At 68.9% G+C, this 17,752-nt stretch carries 6 protein-coding genes; 4 read left to right on the plus strand and 2 right to left on the minus strand.

Annotated elements, in window-relative coordinates:
• Positions 1-83: 83 nt before the first annotated feature.
• From VOI27_RS13600 to VOI27_RS13615, 4 genes are all read left to right on the plus strand, one after another.
• The gene (locus VOI27_RS13600; RefSeq protein WP_323765901.1) at positions 84-6,500 is read left to right on the plus strand and encodes a type I polyketide synthase; all 6,417 of its coding nucleotides are present in this window, start codon (positions 84-86) and stop codon (positions 6,498-6,500) included.
• A 2-nt stretch (positions 6,501-6,502) separates the two neighbouring features.
• Positions 6,503-7,495, plus strand: a complete 993-nt coding sequence (locus VOI27_RS13605) for a glycosyltransferase family 2 protein (RefSeq protein ID WP_323765902.1) — start codon at positions 6,503-6,505, stop codon at positions 7,493-7,495.
• Entirely contained in the window at positions 7,492-12,054 is a 4,563-nt protein-coding gene (locus tag VOI27_RS13610) for a MupA/Atu3671 family FMN-dependent luciferase-like monooxygenase (protein WP_323765903.1), read from the plus strand. The genes VOI27_RS13605 and VOI27_RS13610 overlap by 4 nt, the downstream gene beginning before the upstream one ends.
• A gap of 232 nt (positions 12,055-12,286) precedes the next feature.
• Entirely contained in the window at positions 12,287-13,594 is a 1,308-nt protein-coding gene (locus VOI27_RS13615) for a chain-length determining protein (RefSeq protein WP_323765904.1), read from the plus strand.
• Positions 13,595-13,961: 367 nt separating this feature from the next.
• On the opposite strand, the gene VOI27_RS13620 is transcribed toward VOI27_RS13615, so the two are convergent.
• Positions 13,962-15,551, minus strand: a complete 1,590-nt coding sequence (locus VOI27_RS13620) for an exopolysaccharide biosynthesis protein (protein ID WP_323765905.1) — start codon at positions 15,549-15,551, stop codon at positions 13,962-13,964.
• Positions 15,552-15,653: 102 nt separating this feature from the next.
• Positions 15,654-17,750, minus strand: a complete 2,097-nt coding sequence (locus VOI27_RS13625) for an NAD-dependent epimerase/dehydratase family protein (RefSeq protein WP_323765906.1) — start codon at positions 17,748-17,750, stop codon at positions 15,654-15,656.
• Positions 17,751-17,752: the final 2 nt, after the last annotated feature.

The following is a 17,752-nucleotide window of genomic DNA, read 5'->3' on the forward strand; positions in this document are numbered from 1 at the left end:
ACCCGTGCGCCGCCTGACCTGCGCCCAAATTTCACCAAGTTCTTCCGGTATCCATTTACCCGGGGTCACTGCGGGAATGCCGGATGTCTGCTGAGAATCACACCGCCACGGTCAGCGAGACCGATATCGCCATCGTCGGCATGGCCGCGCGCCTGCCGGGGGCTGCCTCTGTCGCGGCGTTCTGGGAGAACCTGCGCGCGGGCCGCTCGTCGATCGTCCGGCTGGACGAAGAGGCGCTGCGCGAGGCCGGCGAAAGCCCCGGGCTGATGCGCCATCGCAACTACGTGCCCTATGCCGCGCCGCTCGACGGATTCGCCGATTTCGATGCCGAGTTCTTTGGCCTCTCGCCCAAGGACGCCGCGATCATGGATCCGCAGCACCGGCAGTTCCTCGAATGCGCCTGGGAGGCGATGGAAAGCGCCGGCCGCCCGCCGGAGGCCGCCCAAGGCCCGGTCGGGGTCTTTGCCGGGTCTGGCATGGGCAGCTATTTCTATTTCAACGTCTGTTCCAACCCCGATCTGGTGGACCAGACCGGGATGTTCCTGCTGCGCCATACCGGCAATGACAAGGATTTCATGGCCACAAGGCTGAGCCATGTGCTCGACCTCAAGGGCCCCTCGCTGAACCTGCAGACCGCCTGTTCCACCTCGCTGGTCGCCACCCATTACGCCGCGCAGTCGCTGATCAACGGCGAATGCGACATGGCGCTGGCCGGCGGCGCCACCATCGAGCTGCCGCAGGGCCGGGGCTATCTCTACAAGGAAAACGAGATCCTCTCGCCGGACGGGCAATGCCATGCCTTCGATCACCGGGCGCAGGGCACGGTCTTCGGCTCTGGTGTGGGCGTGGTGGTGCTGCGCCGGCTGGCGGATGCGTTGCGCGATGGCGATCCCGTCTGGGCGGTCATCAAGGGTTCGGCAGTCAACAACGACGGCGCCGCCAAGGCCGGCTACCTCGCGCCCTCGGTCGAGGGGCAGGCAGCGGCAATTGCCGAGGCGCAGGCGATGGCGGGCGTGAGTGCCGAGACCATCGACTACGTCGAATGCCACGGCACCGGCACCTATCTTGGCGATCCCATCGAAGTCGCGGCGCTGACCCAGGCTTTCGAGGAAACCACCGATGCGAAAGGCTTCTGCCGCATCGGCTCGGTCAAGACCAACATCGGGCACCTGGACACGGCCGCCGGCGTCGCCAGCCTGATCAAGACCTCGCTGGCGCTGAGCCACCGCGAGATGCCGCCCAGCCTCGGCTATGAGAAACCCAACCCGGCGATCGATTTCGAGGGCTCGCCGTTCCGCGTCAATGACCGGCTGACCCCCTGGGCCGCGGGCACCGGCCCTCGCCGCGCCGGGGTCAATTCGCTGGGGGTCGGCGGCACCAATGCGCATGTGGTGCTCGAGGAAGCGCCGGAGCGCCCGGCCTCTGAGGCCAGCGACTGGCCGTTCCACATCCTCACCGTCACCGGCCGCAGCAAGGCGGCGGTCGAGGCCAACGCCCGCAAGCTCGCCGCCCACCTGCGCGCCCATCCCGAGCAGAGCCTTGCCGATGTCGCCTATACGCTGGAAACCGGCCGGCGGAAATTCGAGCACCGCCGGGTGCTGGTGGCCGAAAGCCACGATCAGGCCGCCGACCTGCTGGAAACGCTCGATCCGCGTCGGGTCTTTGCCCATAGCGCGCTGGAGGCCAGCCCCGAGGTGGTCTTCATGTTTCCCGGCGGCGGGGCGCAATATGCCGGGATGGCGCGCGATCTCTACGAGACCGAGCCGGTCTTTGCCGACTGGATCGACCGCGGTCTCGAGATCCTGCAACCGAAGCTCGATTACGACATCCGCGCCCTGTGGCTCCCGCGCGAGGAGGACCGGCACCGGGCCGATGCGCGGCTCAAGCAGCCCTCGGTGCAGCTGCCGCTGATCCTGATCGTCGAATACGCTCTCGCAAGGCTCTGGCAGAGCTGGGGCGTCGAACCCGCGGCGCTGGTCGGCCATTCCATGGGCGAGAATGCCGCCGCCTGTCTTGCCGGGGTGATGTCCTTCGAGGATTGCATCGGCCTCGTCCACCTGCGCGGCCAGCTCTTCGATACGGTGCCGGCCGGCGGCATGCTCTCGGTGTCGCTCTCGGCCGAGGCGCTGACGCCCTACCTCGGCGAGGGGCTCGACCTCGCTTCGGTCAATGCGCCGGAGCTCTCGGTCGCCTCCGGTCCGCAGGCAGCGCTGGATGCGCTGGAGGTGCGGCTGACAGCCGACGGCATCGACTGTCAGCGCGTCGCCATCGACATCGCCGCCCATTCCGCCATGCTGGAGCCGATCCTCGGCAGGTTCCGTGCCTACCTGAAGGGCATCACGCTGCATCCGCCACGCATCCCGGTGATCTCGAACCGCAGCGGCCAGCCGCTGACCGCCGACGAGGCCACCGATCCCGACTACTGGGTCGGCCACCTGCGCAACACCGTGCAGTTCGCGCGCTGCATCGGCACGCTGGCGCAGACCCCGAACCGCGTCTTCCTCGAGGTTGGCCCCGGCAAGGCGCTGGCCTCGCTGGCCCGCCTGCATCCCGATCTGCCCGCCAATCAGGTGCTGGGCAGCCTGCGTCACCCCGAGGACGCCGTCGCCGATGATGCCCATTTCCTCGCCGCCCTCGGCCGGCTCTCGGCGCTGGGCGTGGCGATCGACTGGGACCAGATCTGGGGCGAGGCGCGGCGCAACCGCGTGGTGCTGCCAAGCTATGCCTTCCAGCACCAGACCTATTACATCGAGCCGGGCGAGGCGCGCGACAGCCAGCCCGAGAGCTTCCTGACCCGCTCCGACGAGATCGAGACCTGGGCCAGCCGCATCGCCTGGGTGCCGGGGCTGGCCGCCTGCGAGGTGGATGTCGAGACCGAGCTGCACCTGACCACGCCCGAGACCTGGCTGATGTTCATGGATGACGCCGGTCTGGCCCGCCGGGTGGCCGAAAAGCTGCGCGCCGCCAACCACACGGTGATCGAGGTCTGGCCCGGCGATGCCTTTGCCCGCGCGGGCGAGGGGTCCTACGTGCTGGCGCCCGAGCGCGGCCGCGAGGGCTATGACCTGCTGATCCGCGACCTGATGGCGCATGGGGTGGTGCCGAGCCGGGTGGCGCATTTCTGGCTGGTCACCCGCGACGAGGGCCACCGCCCGGGCTCGTCCTATTTCCACCGGGTGCAGGAGCAGGGCTTCTACTCGCTGCTGTTCCTCGCTCAGGCGATGGAAGAGGAGAGCCTGCCCAAGCCGCTGCACATCACCGCGCTGACCAATGGGGCCGCCCGCGTCCGGCAGGACGCGCTGCGCTGGCCCGAGAAATCGACCCTCGCCGGCCCGCTGCGGGTGATCCCGCATGAGCTGCCGGGCGTCACCACCGCGCTGCTCGATCTGGAACTGCCGGAAGGCCGGACCCGCAAGGACCGGCTCGAACCGCTGGCGCTGCAGGTGCTCGAAGACCTGCTCGCCCCGCCGCTGAATTCCGAGGCCGCCCTGCGCGGCGCGAAACGCTTTGTCCGGGCGCCGCGCGCCTTGCCGCTGCCCGCCAGTGCGGATCCTTCGGTGCGCGAAGGCGGCACCTATCTGATCACCGGCGGTTTCGGGGGCATCGGTCTCAGCATCTCCCGCCGGCTGGTGGCCGAGGGCGCGCGCCACATCGTGCTGGTCTCGCGCAGCGCCCTGCCGCCGCGGTCCGACTGGGACCGCCATTGCAGGGCCCACGGCCCGCAGGATGCCACCACCCGCCGGATCGAGGCGGTCGCGGCGCTCGAGGCTGACGGGGCCGAGGTTCTGATCGCCGAGGCCGACGTCAGCAACCTGCAACAGATGCAGGCCGTGGCCGAGCAGGCAACCGAGCGCTTCGGCGCGATCCACGGCGTGATCCATGCTGCCGGTGTGGTCGATGATGCGCCGCTGCTGGCCAAGACCCAGATCGGCATCGAGAACGTGCTGACGCCCAAGATCCACGGCGCCAAGGTGCTGGCGCAGCTCTTCCCCGACGGCGCGCTCGACTGGCTGGTGCTGTTCTCCTCCAGCTCGACCGTCACCGCCCCCGCCGGCCAGGTCGATTACGTCGCCGCCAACGAATACCTCAATGCCGTGGCGCAGTCCTGCCACGGCGGCAAGACGCGGGTGCTGGCACTGAACTGGGGTATCTGGGCCGAGGTCGGCATGGCCGCCCGGGCAGTGGCCGAGCGCACCGGCGATCTGCCGGCGCCGCCGCGCACGCCCGCCGGCCAGCCGCTGCTCGACACCGCCACTTTCGATGACACGGGCGCGCGGATGTTCGAGGCCAGCTGGCGGCCCTCGGAGCGCTGGGCTCTGGATGAGCACCGCACCCGCGACGGCCGGGCGCTGCTGCCCGGCACCGGCTATCTCGAACTGGCCGCGGAGGCGCTCGCAACCCAGGGCGAGACCGGCCCCTATGCGATCCGCGATCTGACCTTCCTGCGGCCGCTGCACACCCCCGACGACAGCGACACCGAGATCCGCCTGCACCTGCGCCGTTCGGACGCCGGTTATGCGATGCAGGTGCGCAGTGCCGTGACCCACCAGGGCCGCACCGGCTGGCAGCTGCATGCCGAGGCCGAGCTGGCGCTGAAATCGCAGCCGATGCCGCCGCCGCTCGACCTGGCGGCGATCCGCGGCCGCTGCGAGGGCGGTCAGTTCAGCGAGATCCCGTTGCGGTCGGCGCAGGAGATGCACCTCGATTTCGGCCCGCGCTGGCGGGTGCTGCGCGCCACGGCGCTGGGCCGGGGCGAGGGCATCGCCGACCTGGTTTTGCCACCCGAGGCCGGTGATGACCGGACACCGCTGCATCCGGCGCTGATGGATATCGCCACCGGCTGGGCGATGGAGCTGATCGCGGGGTATGATCCGGCGGCGCTCTGGGTGCCGATGTCCTACGGGCAGGTGCAGGTTTTCGGCCCGCTGCCAGACCATATGGTAAGCTGGGTGCGCATCGCCGACAGGGCCGCCGCGAGCGACCCGGTGGCCCGGTTTGACATCACCCTGACCGACACCGAGGGCCGGGTCTGCGTCGCCATCGAAGGCTTCTCGATCAAGCGGCTCGATTCCGGCAGTTTCGCCGCCGCGCCGCGACCCACTGCCGCCGAATTGCGGTTTGACGCCGCCGATGAGGTCCAGCCCCTCTCGCCGGCCGAAGAGCGCCTGCAGCACAACCTGGGCCAGGGCATCCGCCCCAACGAGGGCGCCGAGGCCTTCCTGCGCGCGCTCGCCACCGACCTGCCGCAGCTGGTGGTCTCCTCGCTCGACCTGCCGGCGCTGATCGCCCAGTCGGGCCAGAGTGCCGCCACACCCACTGGCGGCCAGCAGTTCGAGCGTCCCGATCTCGACACCGATTTCGTCGCGCCGGAGACCGATATCGAACGCACCCTTGCCGGCTTCTGGCAGGAGCTGCTCGGGGTCGGCCAGATCGGCGCCGAGGACAATTTCTTCGATCTCGGCGGTCACAGCCTGATCGCGGTGCGGCTGTTTGCGATGATCAAGAAGACCTATCGTGCCGAGTTCCCGATCTCTGTGCTGTTCGAGGCGCCCACCATCCGGGCCTGCGCCGCGCTGATCGCGGCGCGCGTCGGTCCGCAAGCCGCCGAAGAGGGCCCGCAAGGGACCGAGGAGGACCAGCGCCGCTTTACCCATGTGGTGCCGATGCACGAGGGCGAGGGCAGTGACCGCACGCCCTTCTTCCTGGTCGCCGGCATGTTCGGCAATGTGCTCAACCTGCGCCATCTGGCCAACCTGATCGGTTCGGACCGGCCGTTCTATGGCCTGCAGGCGCGTGGTCTTTATGGTGACGACCAGCCGCACCGCGACATCCGCGAGGCCGCCCGCGACTATATCGCCGAACTGCGGCAGGTGCAGCCGCAGGGCCCCTACCTGCTGGGCGGCTTTTCGGGCGGCGGCATCACCGCCTACGAGATGGCCCACCAGCTCGAGGCGGTGGGCGAGGAGGTGGCGCTGGTGGTCATGCTCGACACGCCGCTGCCGGTGCGCCGCAGCCTGACGCTGAAGGACCGCGCGCTGATCCAGTGGCAGGAGCTGCGCCGCGGCGGGCTGGCTTATCCGCTGCGTTGGGCCGCCCGCCGCATCCGCTGGGAGCTCGACAAGCGGCGCGCTGTCGAGATCGAGGAAACCCCCGAGCACCAGTTCCACAACGCCGCCATCGAGGCCGCCTTCTACGATGCCGTGGCCGCCTATCCGATGCGCGGCTGGTGCGGCAACCTGCATCTCTTCCGCCCGCCGATGCGCGGCAAATGGCAGGTTTCCGGTGGCCGGCTGGTGGACGGCGACCGCGCCTATGTGCTGCCCGACAACGACTGGACCGGCTGGGTGCCCGGGCTTAACGTCGAAGAGGTGCCGGGCACCCATGATTCCATGGTGCTGGAGCCCAATGTCCGTGTCCTTGCCGCCCGCATCCGCGCCGCGATCGAGGCCGCCGAAGTGCCTAACCCTGTGTATGTCCCGAGTGATAAAGCGGCGGAGTGACCATGAGCCAATCGCGCCTATTGTGCATCCTGTTGAACTACCGCACCGCCGAGATGTGCGCCCGGGCCGCCCGCGCGGCAGTGACCGCGATGGAGGGGCTCGACGCCGAGTTGGTGATCGTCGACAACGCCAGCGGCGACGGCTCGTTCGCGGCGCTGCGCGACATGGTGGCCGAGGCGGGCTGGCCGCATGTGCGGGTGGTCGACGCCGGCCGTAACGGCGGCTTTGGCGCCGGCAACAACCACGGCATCCGCGCCGGGCGCAGTGACGGGCTGGCCCCGGAATATGTCTATATCCTCAACCCCGACGCTTTTCCCGAGCCGGATGCGATCCACGTCCTCACGAATTGGCTCGACGCCCACCCCAAGACCGGCATCGCCGGCAGCCTGATCCGCAACGAGGCCGGCGCGCAGGAATACACCGCCTTCCGCTTTCCCACCGCCGCCGGCGAGTTCGAAGGCGCCAGCCGCTTCGGCCCGATCTCTCGCCTGCTGCGCAGGTCCCGGGTGCCGCTCGATCTGCCGCAGCAGGCGCAACCCGTCGACTGGCTGGCCGGCGCCTCGATGATGCTACGCCGCGAGATGCTCGATCAGATCGGCCTCTTCGACGAGACCTTCTTTCTCTATTTCGAGGAAACCGACCTCTGCCGGCGCGCCGCCCGCGCCGGCTGGCAGACCGACTACCTGCCGCAAAGCCAGGTGATGCACATCGGATCGGTCTCGACCGGGATGAAGCGCTGGGACCGGGTTCCGCAATACTGGCTCGACAGCCGGCTGCACTACTTCACCAAGAACCACGGCGCGGGCTATGCCCTGCTGGCCACGCTCAGCCATGCCGGCGGCGCGCTGATCTGGCGGCTGCGCAAGGCGGTGCACCGCAGGCCCGACCTCGATCCGCCGCACTTCCTGCGCGATCTGCTGGCGCATCACGTCCGCGCGTTGCTGTCGCGCCCGGCGCGGCGCGCCGCTCACCCTTCCGCAAAGAGGCTGCCATGACCGCATTCACCGCCCTTCTCGTCGGAAACGACAGCCTGACCCGCGCCTGCGCCGAGCAGTTGCTCGAACGCGGCCACGGCATCGCGGCGCTGGTCACCCGGCTGCCGGATTTGCGCGACTGGGCCGAGGCGCAGGGCCTGCAGGTGGTGGCTCCGGGCGGTGATCTGGCGGCACGTCTTGCCGGTACGGCCTGCGACTGGCTGCTTTCGGTCGCCAATCTCGATTTGCTGCCGGCTGACGTGCTGGCGCTGCCCCGCTGCGGCGCGGTGAATTTTCACGACGGCCCGCTGCCGCGCCATGCCGGCCTGAACGCCCCGGTCTGGGCGCTGCTGGCCGGCGAGCGCCGCCATGGCATCGCCTGGCACATGATCGAGGGCGGCGTGGACGAGGGCGATCTGCTGGTCACCCGCGACCTCGACCTTGCCGACGACGAGACTGCCCTGAGCCTCAACCTGAAATGCTATGCCGCCGGGGTCGAGAGCTTTGCCGAGCTTTTGGACCAGCTTGCCGGCACCCCGGAACGCAAGCCGCAGGACCTGGGCCAGCGCAGGTATCACGGGCGGCATGCCCGCCCCGAGGCGATGGGCCTCTTGCGCTTCGACCGCCCGGCGGAAGACGTGGCCCGCGTGGTCCGGGCGCTCGACCATGGCGACTATCTCAACCCGCTGACCACCGCCAAGCTGATGATCGGCGGCACGCCCTACGCTGTCGGAACCTGCGAACTTGTCTCGGTCGAAGGTGCCCCCGGTGAGGTCCTTGCGGTGGAGGAGAGCCTGACCGTCGCCTGTGCCGAGGGCGCGGTCCGCCTTGGCGGGCTGCGGCGGATGGACGGCTCTGCGCCCGAGATCGCCACGCTTGCCGCCCCCGGCGACCGATTGGCGCTGGTCACCGACGAAGAGGCCCGCGCGCTCACCGATCTGGCTGAGGCGCTGGCGCCGGGCGATGCCGCCTGGCGCAAGGCCTTCGCCGGCTTACTCCCCGCGGCGATTGCCGGCGGCGGGCAGGGCGAGACCGGACGGGCCGAGCTCTCCTTTGACTGGCCCGAGGGGCTGAGCCTGCAGCAGAAGGCCGACCTGGTGCGGCGCTGGGCGGCCACGGCCAGCGGCGAGGACGGCGCCGGGATCGCTCTGGTGCATGACGGTCTGGCGCCCGACAGCGCCAATGCGCTTGGCTGGGTGCCGTTTCGCGACGGCGACGTGATCGAGCCGGTGCAGGCGCGTCCCGCCGTTGCCGCCGATCTCGCCCTGCGCACACCGGGGATCGAGGCGCTGACCCTGCCTGACGTGGCCTTTGCCACCGGCGGCCAGTCGCCCGCGCCGCTCACCGTCACCGCCGAGGGCCGGGTGCTTTACGATCGCGCCCGGATCAGCCCGGCGATGGCGCAGATCCTCGTCGACCGGCTGTCTGCCATGGCCGAGGCCTGCTCTGCCGGGGAAGCCCTGCCGCTGATGCCCGAGGCCGAGCGCGACCTTGTGCTGCACGGCTGGAACCGGACCGAGACCGCGCTTGACCGCGACCTGACCATGCAGACCGCTTTCGAGGCACAGGTCGCCCGGACGCCCCAAGCGCTGGCGCTGGTCGCGGCTGGCGAAGAGCTGAGCTATGCCGCGCTCAACGCCCGCGCCAACCGCGCCGCGCATCTGTTGCGCGAGAGCGGTGTCGGCCCCGGCACGCTGGTCGGGCTCTGCACCGCGCGCAATGCGCATCTGGTGGTGGGCGCTCTGGCGATCCTCAAGGCCGGCGGCGCCTATGTGCCGATGGACCCGGCCTATCCCGCCGACCGGCTGGCGCTCTACCTGCAGGACAGCGGCGCGCCGGTGGTGCTGACCGAAACCGCCCTGACAGACAGCCTGCCCAAGAGCGCGGCCCGGGTGATCTGCCTCGACGACCCGGCGCTCGGCGCTGCGCCGTCAGACAACCCCGCGCCGCTGGCCGGGCCAAAGGACCTCGCTTACCTGATCTATACCTCCGGCTCCACCGGACGCCCCAAGGGAGTGATGGTCGAGCACCGCAACGTAGTGAATTTTTACGCCGGCATGGACGCGCGCATCGGCCGCGACACGCCCGGAGCCTGGTTGGCGCTGACCTCGCTCAGCTTCGACATCTCGGTGCTCGAACTGTTCTACTCGCTGGCGCGCGGCTATCGGCTGGTGCTGGTCAGCGAGGAACAGAAGCTCGAGACCACCGCGCCGGGCGAGGGCATGGAGTTCAGCCTGTATTACTGGGGCAACGACGATGGCGTCGGCCGCGACAAGTACCGCTCGCTGCTCGAAGGCGCGAAATTCGCTGACGAGAACGGCTTTTGCGCGGTCTGGACGCCGGAGCGGCACTTCCATGCCTTCGGCGGCCCCTATCCCAACCCCTCGGTCACCGGGGCCGCGGTTGCCGGTGTCACGAAGAACATCGCCGTGCGCGCCGGCAGCTGCGTCGCGCCGCTGCACCATACCGCGCGGATTGCCGAGGAATGGGCGGTGATCGACAACCTCACCAATGGCCGCGCCGGGATGGCCATCGCCTCTGGCTGGCAGCCCGATGACTTCGTGCTCCGCCCGGAAAACACCCCGCCCGAGAACAAACCCGCGATGCTGCGCCAGATCGAGGAACTGCGCCGGCTCTGGGCCGGCGAGGCGGTGGAGTATCCTAAGGCCGACGGAACGATGCATGCGGTGGTGACCCAGCCGCGGCCGGTGTCGAAAACGCTGCCGGTCTGGGTGACCACGGCGGGCAATCCGGCCACATGGCAGGAGGCCGGCAAGATCGGCGCCAACGTGCTGACCCATCTGCTGGGCCAATCGGTCGCCGAGGTGCAGGCCAAGATCGCGCTCTATCACGACGCGCTGCGCGAGGCCGGCCATGACCCCGCCGATTTCACCGTCACGCTGATGTTGCACAGCTATCTGGCCGAAACCCGCGAGGCGGCGCGCGAGGTCGCCCGCGAACCGATGAAGGAGTACCTGCGTTCGGCCGCCGGGCTGATCAAGCAGTATGCCTGGGCCTTTCCCGCCTTCAAGCGGCCCGAGGGGGCGAAACACGCGTTTGACCTGTCGCTTGACGGGCTGAGCGAAGACGAGATGGACGCGATCCTCGAGTTTGCCTTCCAGCGCTATTTCGACGAGTCCGGCCTGTTTGGCACCGTCGAGGACGCGGTGGCGCGGGTCGAGAGCCTGAAGGAGATCGGCGTCACGGAAGTGGCCTGCCTGATCGACTACGGCATCGCGGTCGACACCGTGCTGGCCGGGCTGCGCCCGCTGGCCGAGGTGCTGCGGCGCTGCAATGCCGGTGTGGGGCGCGACCAGTCGATCGCGGCGCAGATCGCCCGCCACGGGGTGACGCATCTGCAATGCACCCCCTCGACCATGCGGTTGCTGCTGCTTTCGCCAGAGACCCGCAAGGCGCTGGCCTCGGTGGAGCAGATCATGCTCGGCGGCGAGCCTCTGGCGGGGGCCCTGGTGGATGAGCTGCGCGGGCTGACTGGCGCGAAGATCGAAAACATGTACGGCCCGACCGAGACCACGATCTGGTCGTCGACCGGGCCGGCCGCCGGCGGCGAGGCGATCTGCGGCATCGGCCGGCCGATTGCCAATACCCAGATCTATGTGCTTGATTCAGAAGGCAACCCCGCGCCGGTGGGCGTCACCGGCGGGCTGCATATCGGCGGCCAGGGCGTGACCCGCGGCTATTGGGGGCGCGATGACCTGACGGCCGGGCGCTTCCGTCCCAACCCCTTTGGCGCGGGGCGGATCTATGACACCGGCGACCTGGCGCGCTGGCGGGCCGATGGCACGCTGGATTTCCTCGGCCGGGCCGACACACAGGTCAAGCTGCGCGGCTATCGCATCGAACTGGGCGAAATCGAAGCCCGCCTCGAAACCCTGCCGGACGTGCAGCAGGCCGTGGTGGTGGTGCAGGAGGAACACTCGTTGACCGCCTTCTATCAGGGCTCGGCGAGCTGGCGCAGCCTGCGGCTGGCGCTGGCCGAGGCCTTGCCGAACTACATGGTGCCGTCGCGTATCGTGCAGGTGACCGAGTTCCCGCTGACCCCCAACCGCAAGGTCGACCGCCAAGCGCTGGCGGCACGGAGGCCGGTAACCGTCGCAGCCCCGGTGACGACACTGAAACCCGCGCCGCAACAGGCCGCGCCTGCAAAGCCCGGCGATGTCGAAGCGGTGCAGCGCCGGGTCGCGGCGGTCTGGCAGGAGGTGCTGGGGCTGGGCGAGATCCCGGCGCAGGGCAATTTCTTCGACCTCGGCGGGCATTCGCTGCTTGCGGTGCAGGCGCATCGGGCCTTGAAAAAGGCACTGGGCGCGACACGGCTGAGCATCGCCGATGTCTTCGGTTACCCGACACTGGCCGGCCTCTCGGCACGGATCGCCGAACTGGCCCGCACCTCCGTTGCGCGCAAGCGGCTGCCACCCGCGCCACAGCCACCGCATCCGCCCGCCAATCTCGGAGCCGAGCCTCGGATCGCCGAGGTGCTGCCCGACAACCCGCGTGCCGCAGCGCGGAAAGAGGCGATGGCGCGGCGCCGCGAGATGCGCGCGCGCAGGCCAGTGCCCTGAGCCTTGGCGGAACCGGGGCGGGTGCCGCAATATGTTGGATTAATTGTGAAAAATTCCGTCAGGAAACGCATTGTTTCCGGATTTTCACGCCGAAAAGCTGGCGAATTTGAAGCAAGTGCCCTAGGTTAACATCGGGGCAAGTCACCGGAGGCGCCGACTGTCGGATTACCGCAGCGCGGCGATCCAGTGAGGTGAAATGCCCCCTCGCGGGGGCGCGTGTTGGAGCATTGACATGAACCAGTTGGGATCGTTTTCCGATCTGAAGAACGTGCTGCGCCGGCGGCTGCCCCTGATCCTGCTGATCACGGTGCTGGGCTGTGCGCTCTCGGTCTATTTCGCGCTGCGGCAGCCCAAGGTCTATGAGGCCATCGCGGTGGCGCAGATCGAGGATGCCACCATCATCGACACCCGCACCGGGCGCACCGATGCGGCGCATCGGCTGACGCTGATCGAACAGCGGATGATGGCGCGCGACAACGTGATCGAGATCATCGAGGACTTCGACCTCTACGCCGAGGAAGACGAATCGATCGGCACCAAGGTCTCGCTGTTCCGCGATGCCACCGCGATCATCCCGGTGATGGACAGTACCCAGCCCTGGCTGACCAATGGCAGCCCCACCGGGCTGACGATCCGGGTGTCGATGTCCGATCCGCAGCAGGCGGCCGATGTTGCCAACGAGCTTCTGGCGCGGATCGTTGACCAGGGCCGGTCGCAGCAGGAAAGCCAGACCGAGCAGGCGCTGGCCTTCTTTACCGGCGAAGAGCGGCGGCTGACCACGGCGATCCTCGACATCGAAGAGCGGCTGGCGCGGTTCAAGCAGGAGAATGCCGACAGCCTGCCGACGGTGGTCACCGGCCAGCGCACGCGGCTCGACACCCTGCGCCAGACCGAGCTCGACATCGATCGCGACATCATCCAGCTGCAGACCAATCCCGGCCGCACCCGCGAAGGCGTGCTCGAATCGCAGATTGCCCAGCTTGCCGAGCAGCGCCGCCTGGTGCGCGACCGGATCGCCGTGGTCGAAGCGGCGCTGAACGCCGCGCCGGCGGTCGAGCAGGAGCTCAATGTCCTCAACCGCGAACTGACCCAGCTGCGCGAACAGCTGTCGCAGTTCTCGGCCAGCAAGGTCACCGCCCAGACCGACCGCACCCTGCAGCAGCAAAAGCAGACCGAGCGCTTCGAGGTGCTGGAAACCGCCCTCGTGCCGGAATACCCGGTGTCGCGCAGCCGCAAGAAGACCGCGATCATGGGCGGCGTCGCCAGCGTGGTGTTCGCGATCGGCCTGGCGCTGATCCTCGAGATCATGAACCCGGCGATCCGCAACTCGACCCAGCTGGAGCGCGCTCTGGGCATCCAGACTGTGGTGTCGATCCCGGTCATCAAGACCCGGCGGGAACGGCGAATGCGCAGCTTCATGGTGCTGGGATGGGTTCTCGGGCTTCTGGCGCTGATCCCGGCCGCCCTGCGGCTGATCAATGACCGCTGGCCGACGATCAACCCTTTTAGGACGGGCGATCGCCAGGCTGCCCGGCTCTGACCTGAAGCGCGGTGTCAGTCGCCGCAAATCTCGGCCGCTTCGCCTTCGGAGCGGTCGGGCAGCACCCCCAGCCACGGCGCTTAGGTGCCGAGGCGTCGCGCGACGTCACTCCCGCTTGGTTCTGATCTGAAGTGCGGTATCACACGCTGCGTTTCGCTTCGCATGGGGAGCGGTGGCGTACGACCCTGCGCAATGGCGTTTCGGGGCCATGGCGTCGGGCATCCCGGTTTTGATCTGAAGCTCGGTATCCCGCTCCGCAATCCGCGTCGCCTTCGCAGCGGTTGCGCACCACCCCCAACCAGCGGCGTTTCGCGGCCGCGGCGCCGCGCGACACCATCATGACCCGGCCGGAACATAAGCTGCGGTATCAGTAGCCGTAAATCTCGGCCGCCTCGCCTTCGGAGCGGTTGAGCACCACCCCGAGCAGGGGCGTTTCGGTGCCGAGGCGCCGCTCGACATCGCGGATCTGCTGCGGCTTGGTGATGCCGCCGCCGACCACCAGGATGATCCCGTCGAACAGGGGGCGCGCCGCCAGGACGTCATCGTTGACCAGCGCCGGCGGCATGTCAAAGAGCATCACGTCAGGCGCGAGGGCTGCTTCCATCACGTCGAGCACCACGGCGGTGTCGGGGTCCTGCAACAGCTCGGCCGCATAGGGTTCGGGCCGCGCATTGGTGCCAAAGGCCACCTGGTCGCCGATCTTGTACGCGTTGTCGGCCGGCCGCCGCAGCAGCTCCTGCATCGACAGGTTGCCGCGCAGGAACGCCGGCAGATCGGGCGGATCAGAGATGTTGAGCACCTTTGCCAACGTCGGGTGACGCATGTCGAGGTCAAGCACCAGCGACCGGCAATTGCCCTGCCGCGACAGCGAGACCGCGAGGTTGGCGGCCATGAAGGTCTTGCCACAGCCCTCGGTCGGCGAGGTGATGGCCACCCGGGTCCAGCCGTTTTCTCGCAGCGCCCGCAACAGCTTGGTGCGCAGCACGTCAAAGGCGGAATGCACCGGATCCTCGCGGGTGGCAGTGATGATGCGATTGCGCTCCAGTCTCGGCGCGTCGATCGCAAAGGTCGGCAGCCGGCCCCAGGTGCCGTCGCCGCCGCGCGTATCGGCGGTCTTGAGCGGTGCCGCGGTCTCGGCCGGTTGCGCCGCGGCGGCGGGCTCGGCGTGCTCCGGCGCGGCCTGTGCCGGCTTGGGGGTCTTTGCCTCGGGCGCGGCCGGTGTTTGCGACGCGCGCTGGGCGGGCGCTTCCGTCTCGCGCGCAGCTCGGTGTTGCGACAGGGGCTTGGCCGGCGCAGGCACGGCCGCCGGCTGCGTCCCGGACACGGCGGGCGTTTGCGTCTCCGGCGCGGCCGGTTGTGGCGTCTGGGGCTTCGCTGGTGCTTGCTTCTCGGGCGCGACCGGGGCCTGCGTCTCGCGTTTGGTGGGCGCCTGCGTTTCCGTCGCGGCCGGTTGTTGTCTCGCAGGCTTCGCGGACGCGTCCTTGATCGGCGCGGCCGGGACCTGCGCCTCGGGCGTGGCGGAATCGGGGGCGCGCGGTTTCGAGACCGGGACGCGGGAGACCGAGACCCGGGCGACCCGAGGCCTCGGGGCCGGGGTCTCTGACTTCGGGGTCTCTGCGACCGGAGCCTTGCGAACCTGCGTCGCCGGGCGCCTTTTGACCGGGGTCTCTGCCTCCGGGCTGTCCGTATGCGCGGAGTCTGTGGCCGGCTTTGCCTTGGTCGGTCCGGGCGCGGCCGCCTCGGGCTTCGCCGCCCGTGCCGGCTGGGACGTGCGGTCAGTTGGTGTGTCTTTCGGCGGCGCGGCCTTCGGGTCCGGTTGTGGCTGGCGCCGGGGCTCCGGCCGTTCCTGGCGCGCGGGCTCTGGCGCATGCGGGAGCCGGCCGCTCAGCGCCGGCTTCGGGTCCTGCCCCCCGGCCTCGCGCGCGGCGCGCTTCTTCCGTGTCCAGCGTTTTTCCATGCTCAATCGCTCTTGCCCAGACGGCGTGTTTATCCCGCCTTGTCATTCTCCGGCAGCAAACACCGGAATTCAGGCAGAATTAAGAATATTCCTTGGACCTTCTCAGAAACCGAACAGGTTGGCCCGGGTGATTGCCCTGTCGATGAAACGGGACCGGTCGCTTTCCGGCTGCCAGCCCAGCATGCGCTTGGGTTTGGCATTGTCAAACGGCGAGAGATGCGCCCGGCTTTTCCAGTCGCGCAACGAGGCGCGCAGCGCCCCCTTGCGCCCCAGCACGTGGCGTTTCAGCCGGTATTTCACCGCATCCGCCGCCCAGAACAGCTGCAGGTTGCCCGGCCGGACCGCGATCCGCGCGCCTGTGGTCTGGTGGATGGCATCGAAGTAGTCGCGCGCGGTCAGCATCGGCTCGCCCACGAGGGTAAAGCTCTGGCCTACGGCCTCGGGGTGGTCTCCCATGGCGATCAGCCCGTCGCAGACGTCATCGATCAGCACGAAGGGCAGGATATTGCGTCCCTTGCCCCAGATCCGCACCGCGCCAGCGCCGTGCCAGCGCCCGATCCCCCAATGCTGCAACGGCCCGCCGGGGCCAACGACGATGCCAGGCCGGGCGATGGTGACCGGCAGGCCGGTGTCGCGGTACATCTGCATCAGCCGGCGCTCGCATTCCGCCTTGGAGCGGGCATAGAGGTTGCGGTCCGCCATGTCGTCGGCAAAGCCGGTGTCCTCGGTGATCGTCTGGCTCGGGTCGGACATGTCATAGGACGCGATGGTGCCGGTATAGACCAGCCGCGAGACGCCGGCGGCCTGCGCCGCCTCGGCCACGCGGAGGGCAACGCCGACATCGTTTTCTAACGCCGCCTCCCATGTGGTCTCGAGCGCGCGGGCGAGGTTGTAGACCACCTCGATCCCCTCCATCGCCGCGCGCAGCCCCTCGGCATCCCTGAGCGAGACCGCCACGGTCTCGACCTGATCCGGCAGATCGTCAAACGGGCCGGAGCGCCCGCGCGACAGCACCCGGACATCGGTGCCGCGCGCCACCAGCGCCCGGGTCAGGTGTCGGCCGATGAACCCGGTGCCGCCGATGACCAGCGCCTTGGGTTGCGGATCGCGGGTCTTGGCGGGGAGCTGCGGTGCAGCAAGCGCCGGCAGCCGCGCCGCCAGCGTTGCATCGATCGCTTGCGTCACCTGCAGCGCCGCCTCGGGTCCAAAACGCGCATCGAGCGGGCGGCCGGTGCCAGCCGCGTCATAAAAGGCGCGCACCGCGCCCTGAAACGACAGCGCATAGGGCTGCTTGCGGTTGAGCGAGACCAGCTGTTTGCTGCCGTTCACCACGCCTTCGCGCAGCGCCTGACCGGCGAGACTCATCTGCCGCAGGAAGGGATTGGCGACGATATCGGCAGTGTTCTCGCGGCTCACCTCGAGGGTGTCATTGGCATAATCCAGACGTGCCATGGCGGAAGATCCGCGAATTGTGACCGAGCGGTCATCCATGATCTCTACCAGCGAGATATTGAACGACAGGTCCACCTCGCCGGCCCGCGCCATCACCCGCCAGACCTGCGGCCGTGTGCCCATGCCGGGCAGCTCGACCGGCTTGCCAACCTCAAGATGCAGCACCTCCACGGGGCCGAAAAGATCGACCGCGAAGGCATAGAGATGTGGGCCCAGCTCCTTCAACAGGTTGCCGGGCGCGCGCAACAGCCACAGCCCGTAAGGCCCCGAGCGCAGTGGTGGCAGGGGAAAATGCCAGTTTATCTCGGCCTGCGCCACGCGGCCCAATGCGCCCGAACGCACCATCGCCTTCAACCGCTCGTAGCCTGGCACACCGAGGAAATTATGCCCGGCGCCGAGGACCTTGCCGGAGGCTTCGGCGGCCGCCGCCATCGCCTCCATCTCGTCCACCGACAACGCCACCGGTTTCTCGACCAGGCAATGCAGCCCGGCCTCGAGACATTGCACTGCCAGCGCCCGGTGAAGCTGCGGCGGGGTGCAGATGTGCACCGCGTCGACCACATCCGCCGCGATCATCTCCTCGACCGAGGTGAAGACCCGCGCACCATGCGCTGCCGCCAGCGCGCCCGCGGCCTCGGCCGAGAGGTCGCAGACCGCCGCCAGCCGCGCCGCGCCGGTCAGTTTCACCGCATCTGCATGCCAGTCGGCGATATAGCCGGCGCCGATAATGCCTGTTCTCAAAACCATGT

The sequence above is a fragment of the Marinovum sp. genome (assembly GCF_034669705.1).
Classification (GTDB): Bacteria; Pseudomonadota; Alphaproteobacteria; order Rhodobacterales; family Rhodobacteraceae; genus Marinovum.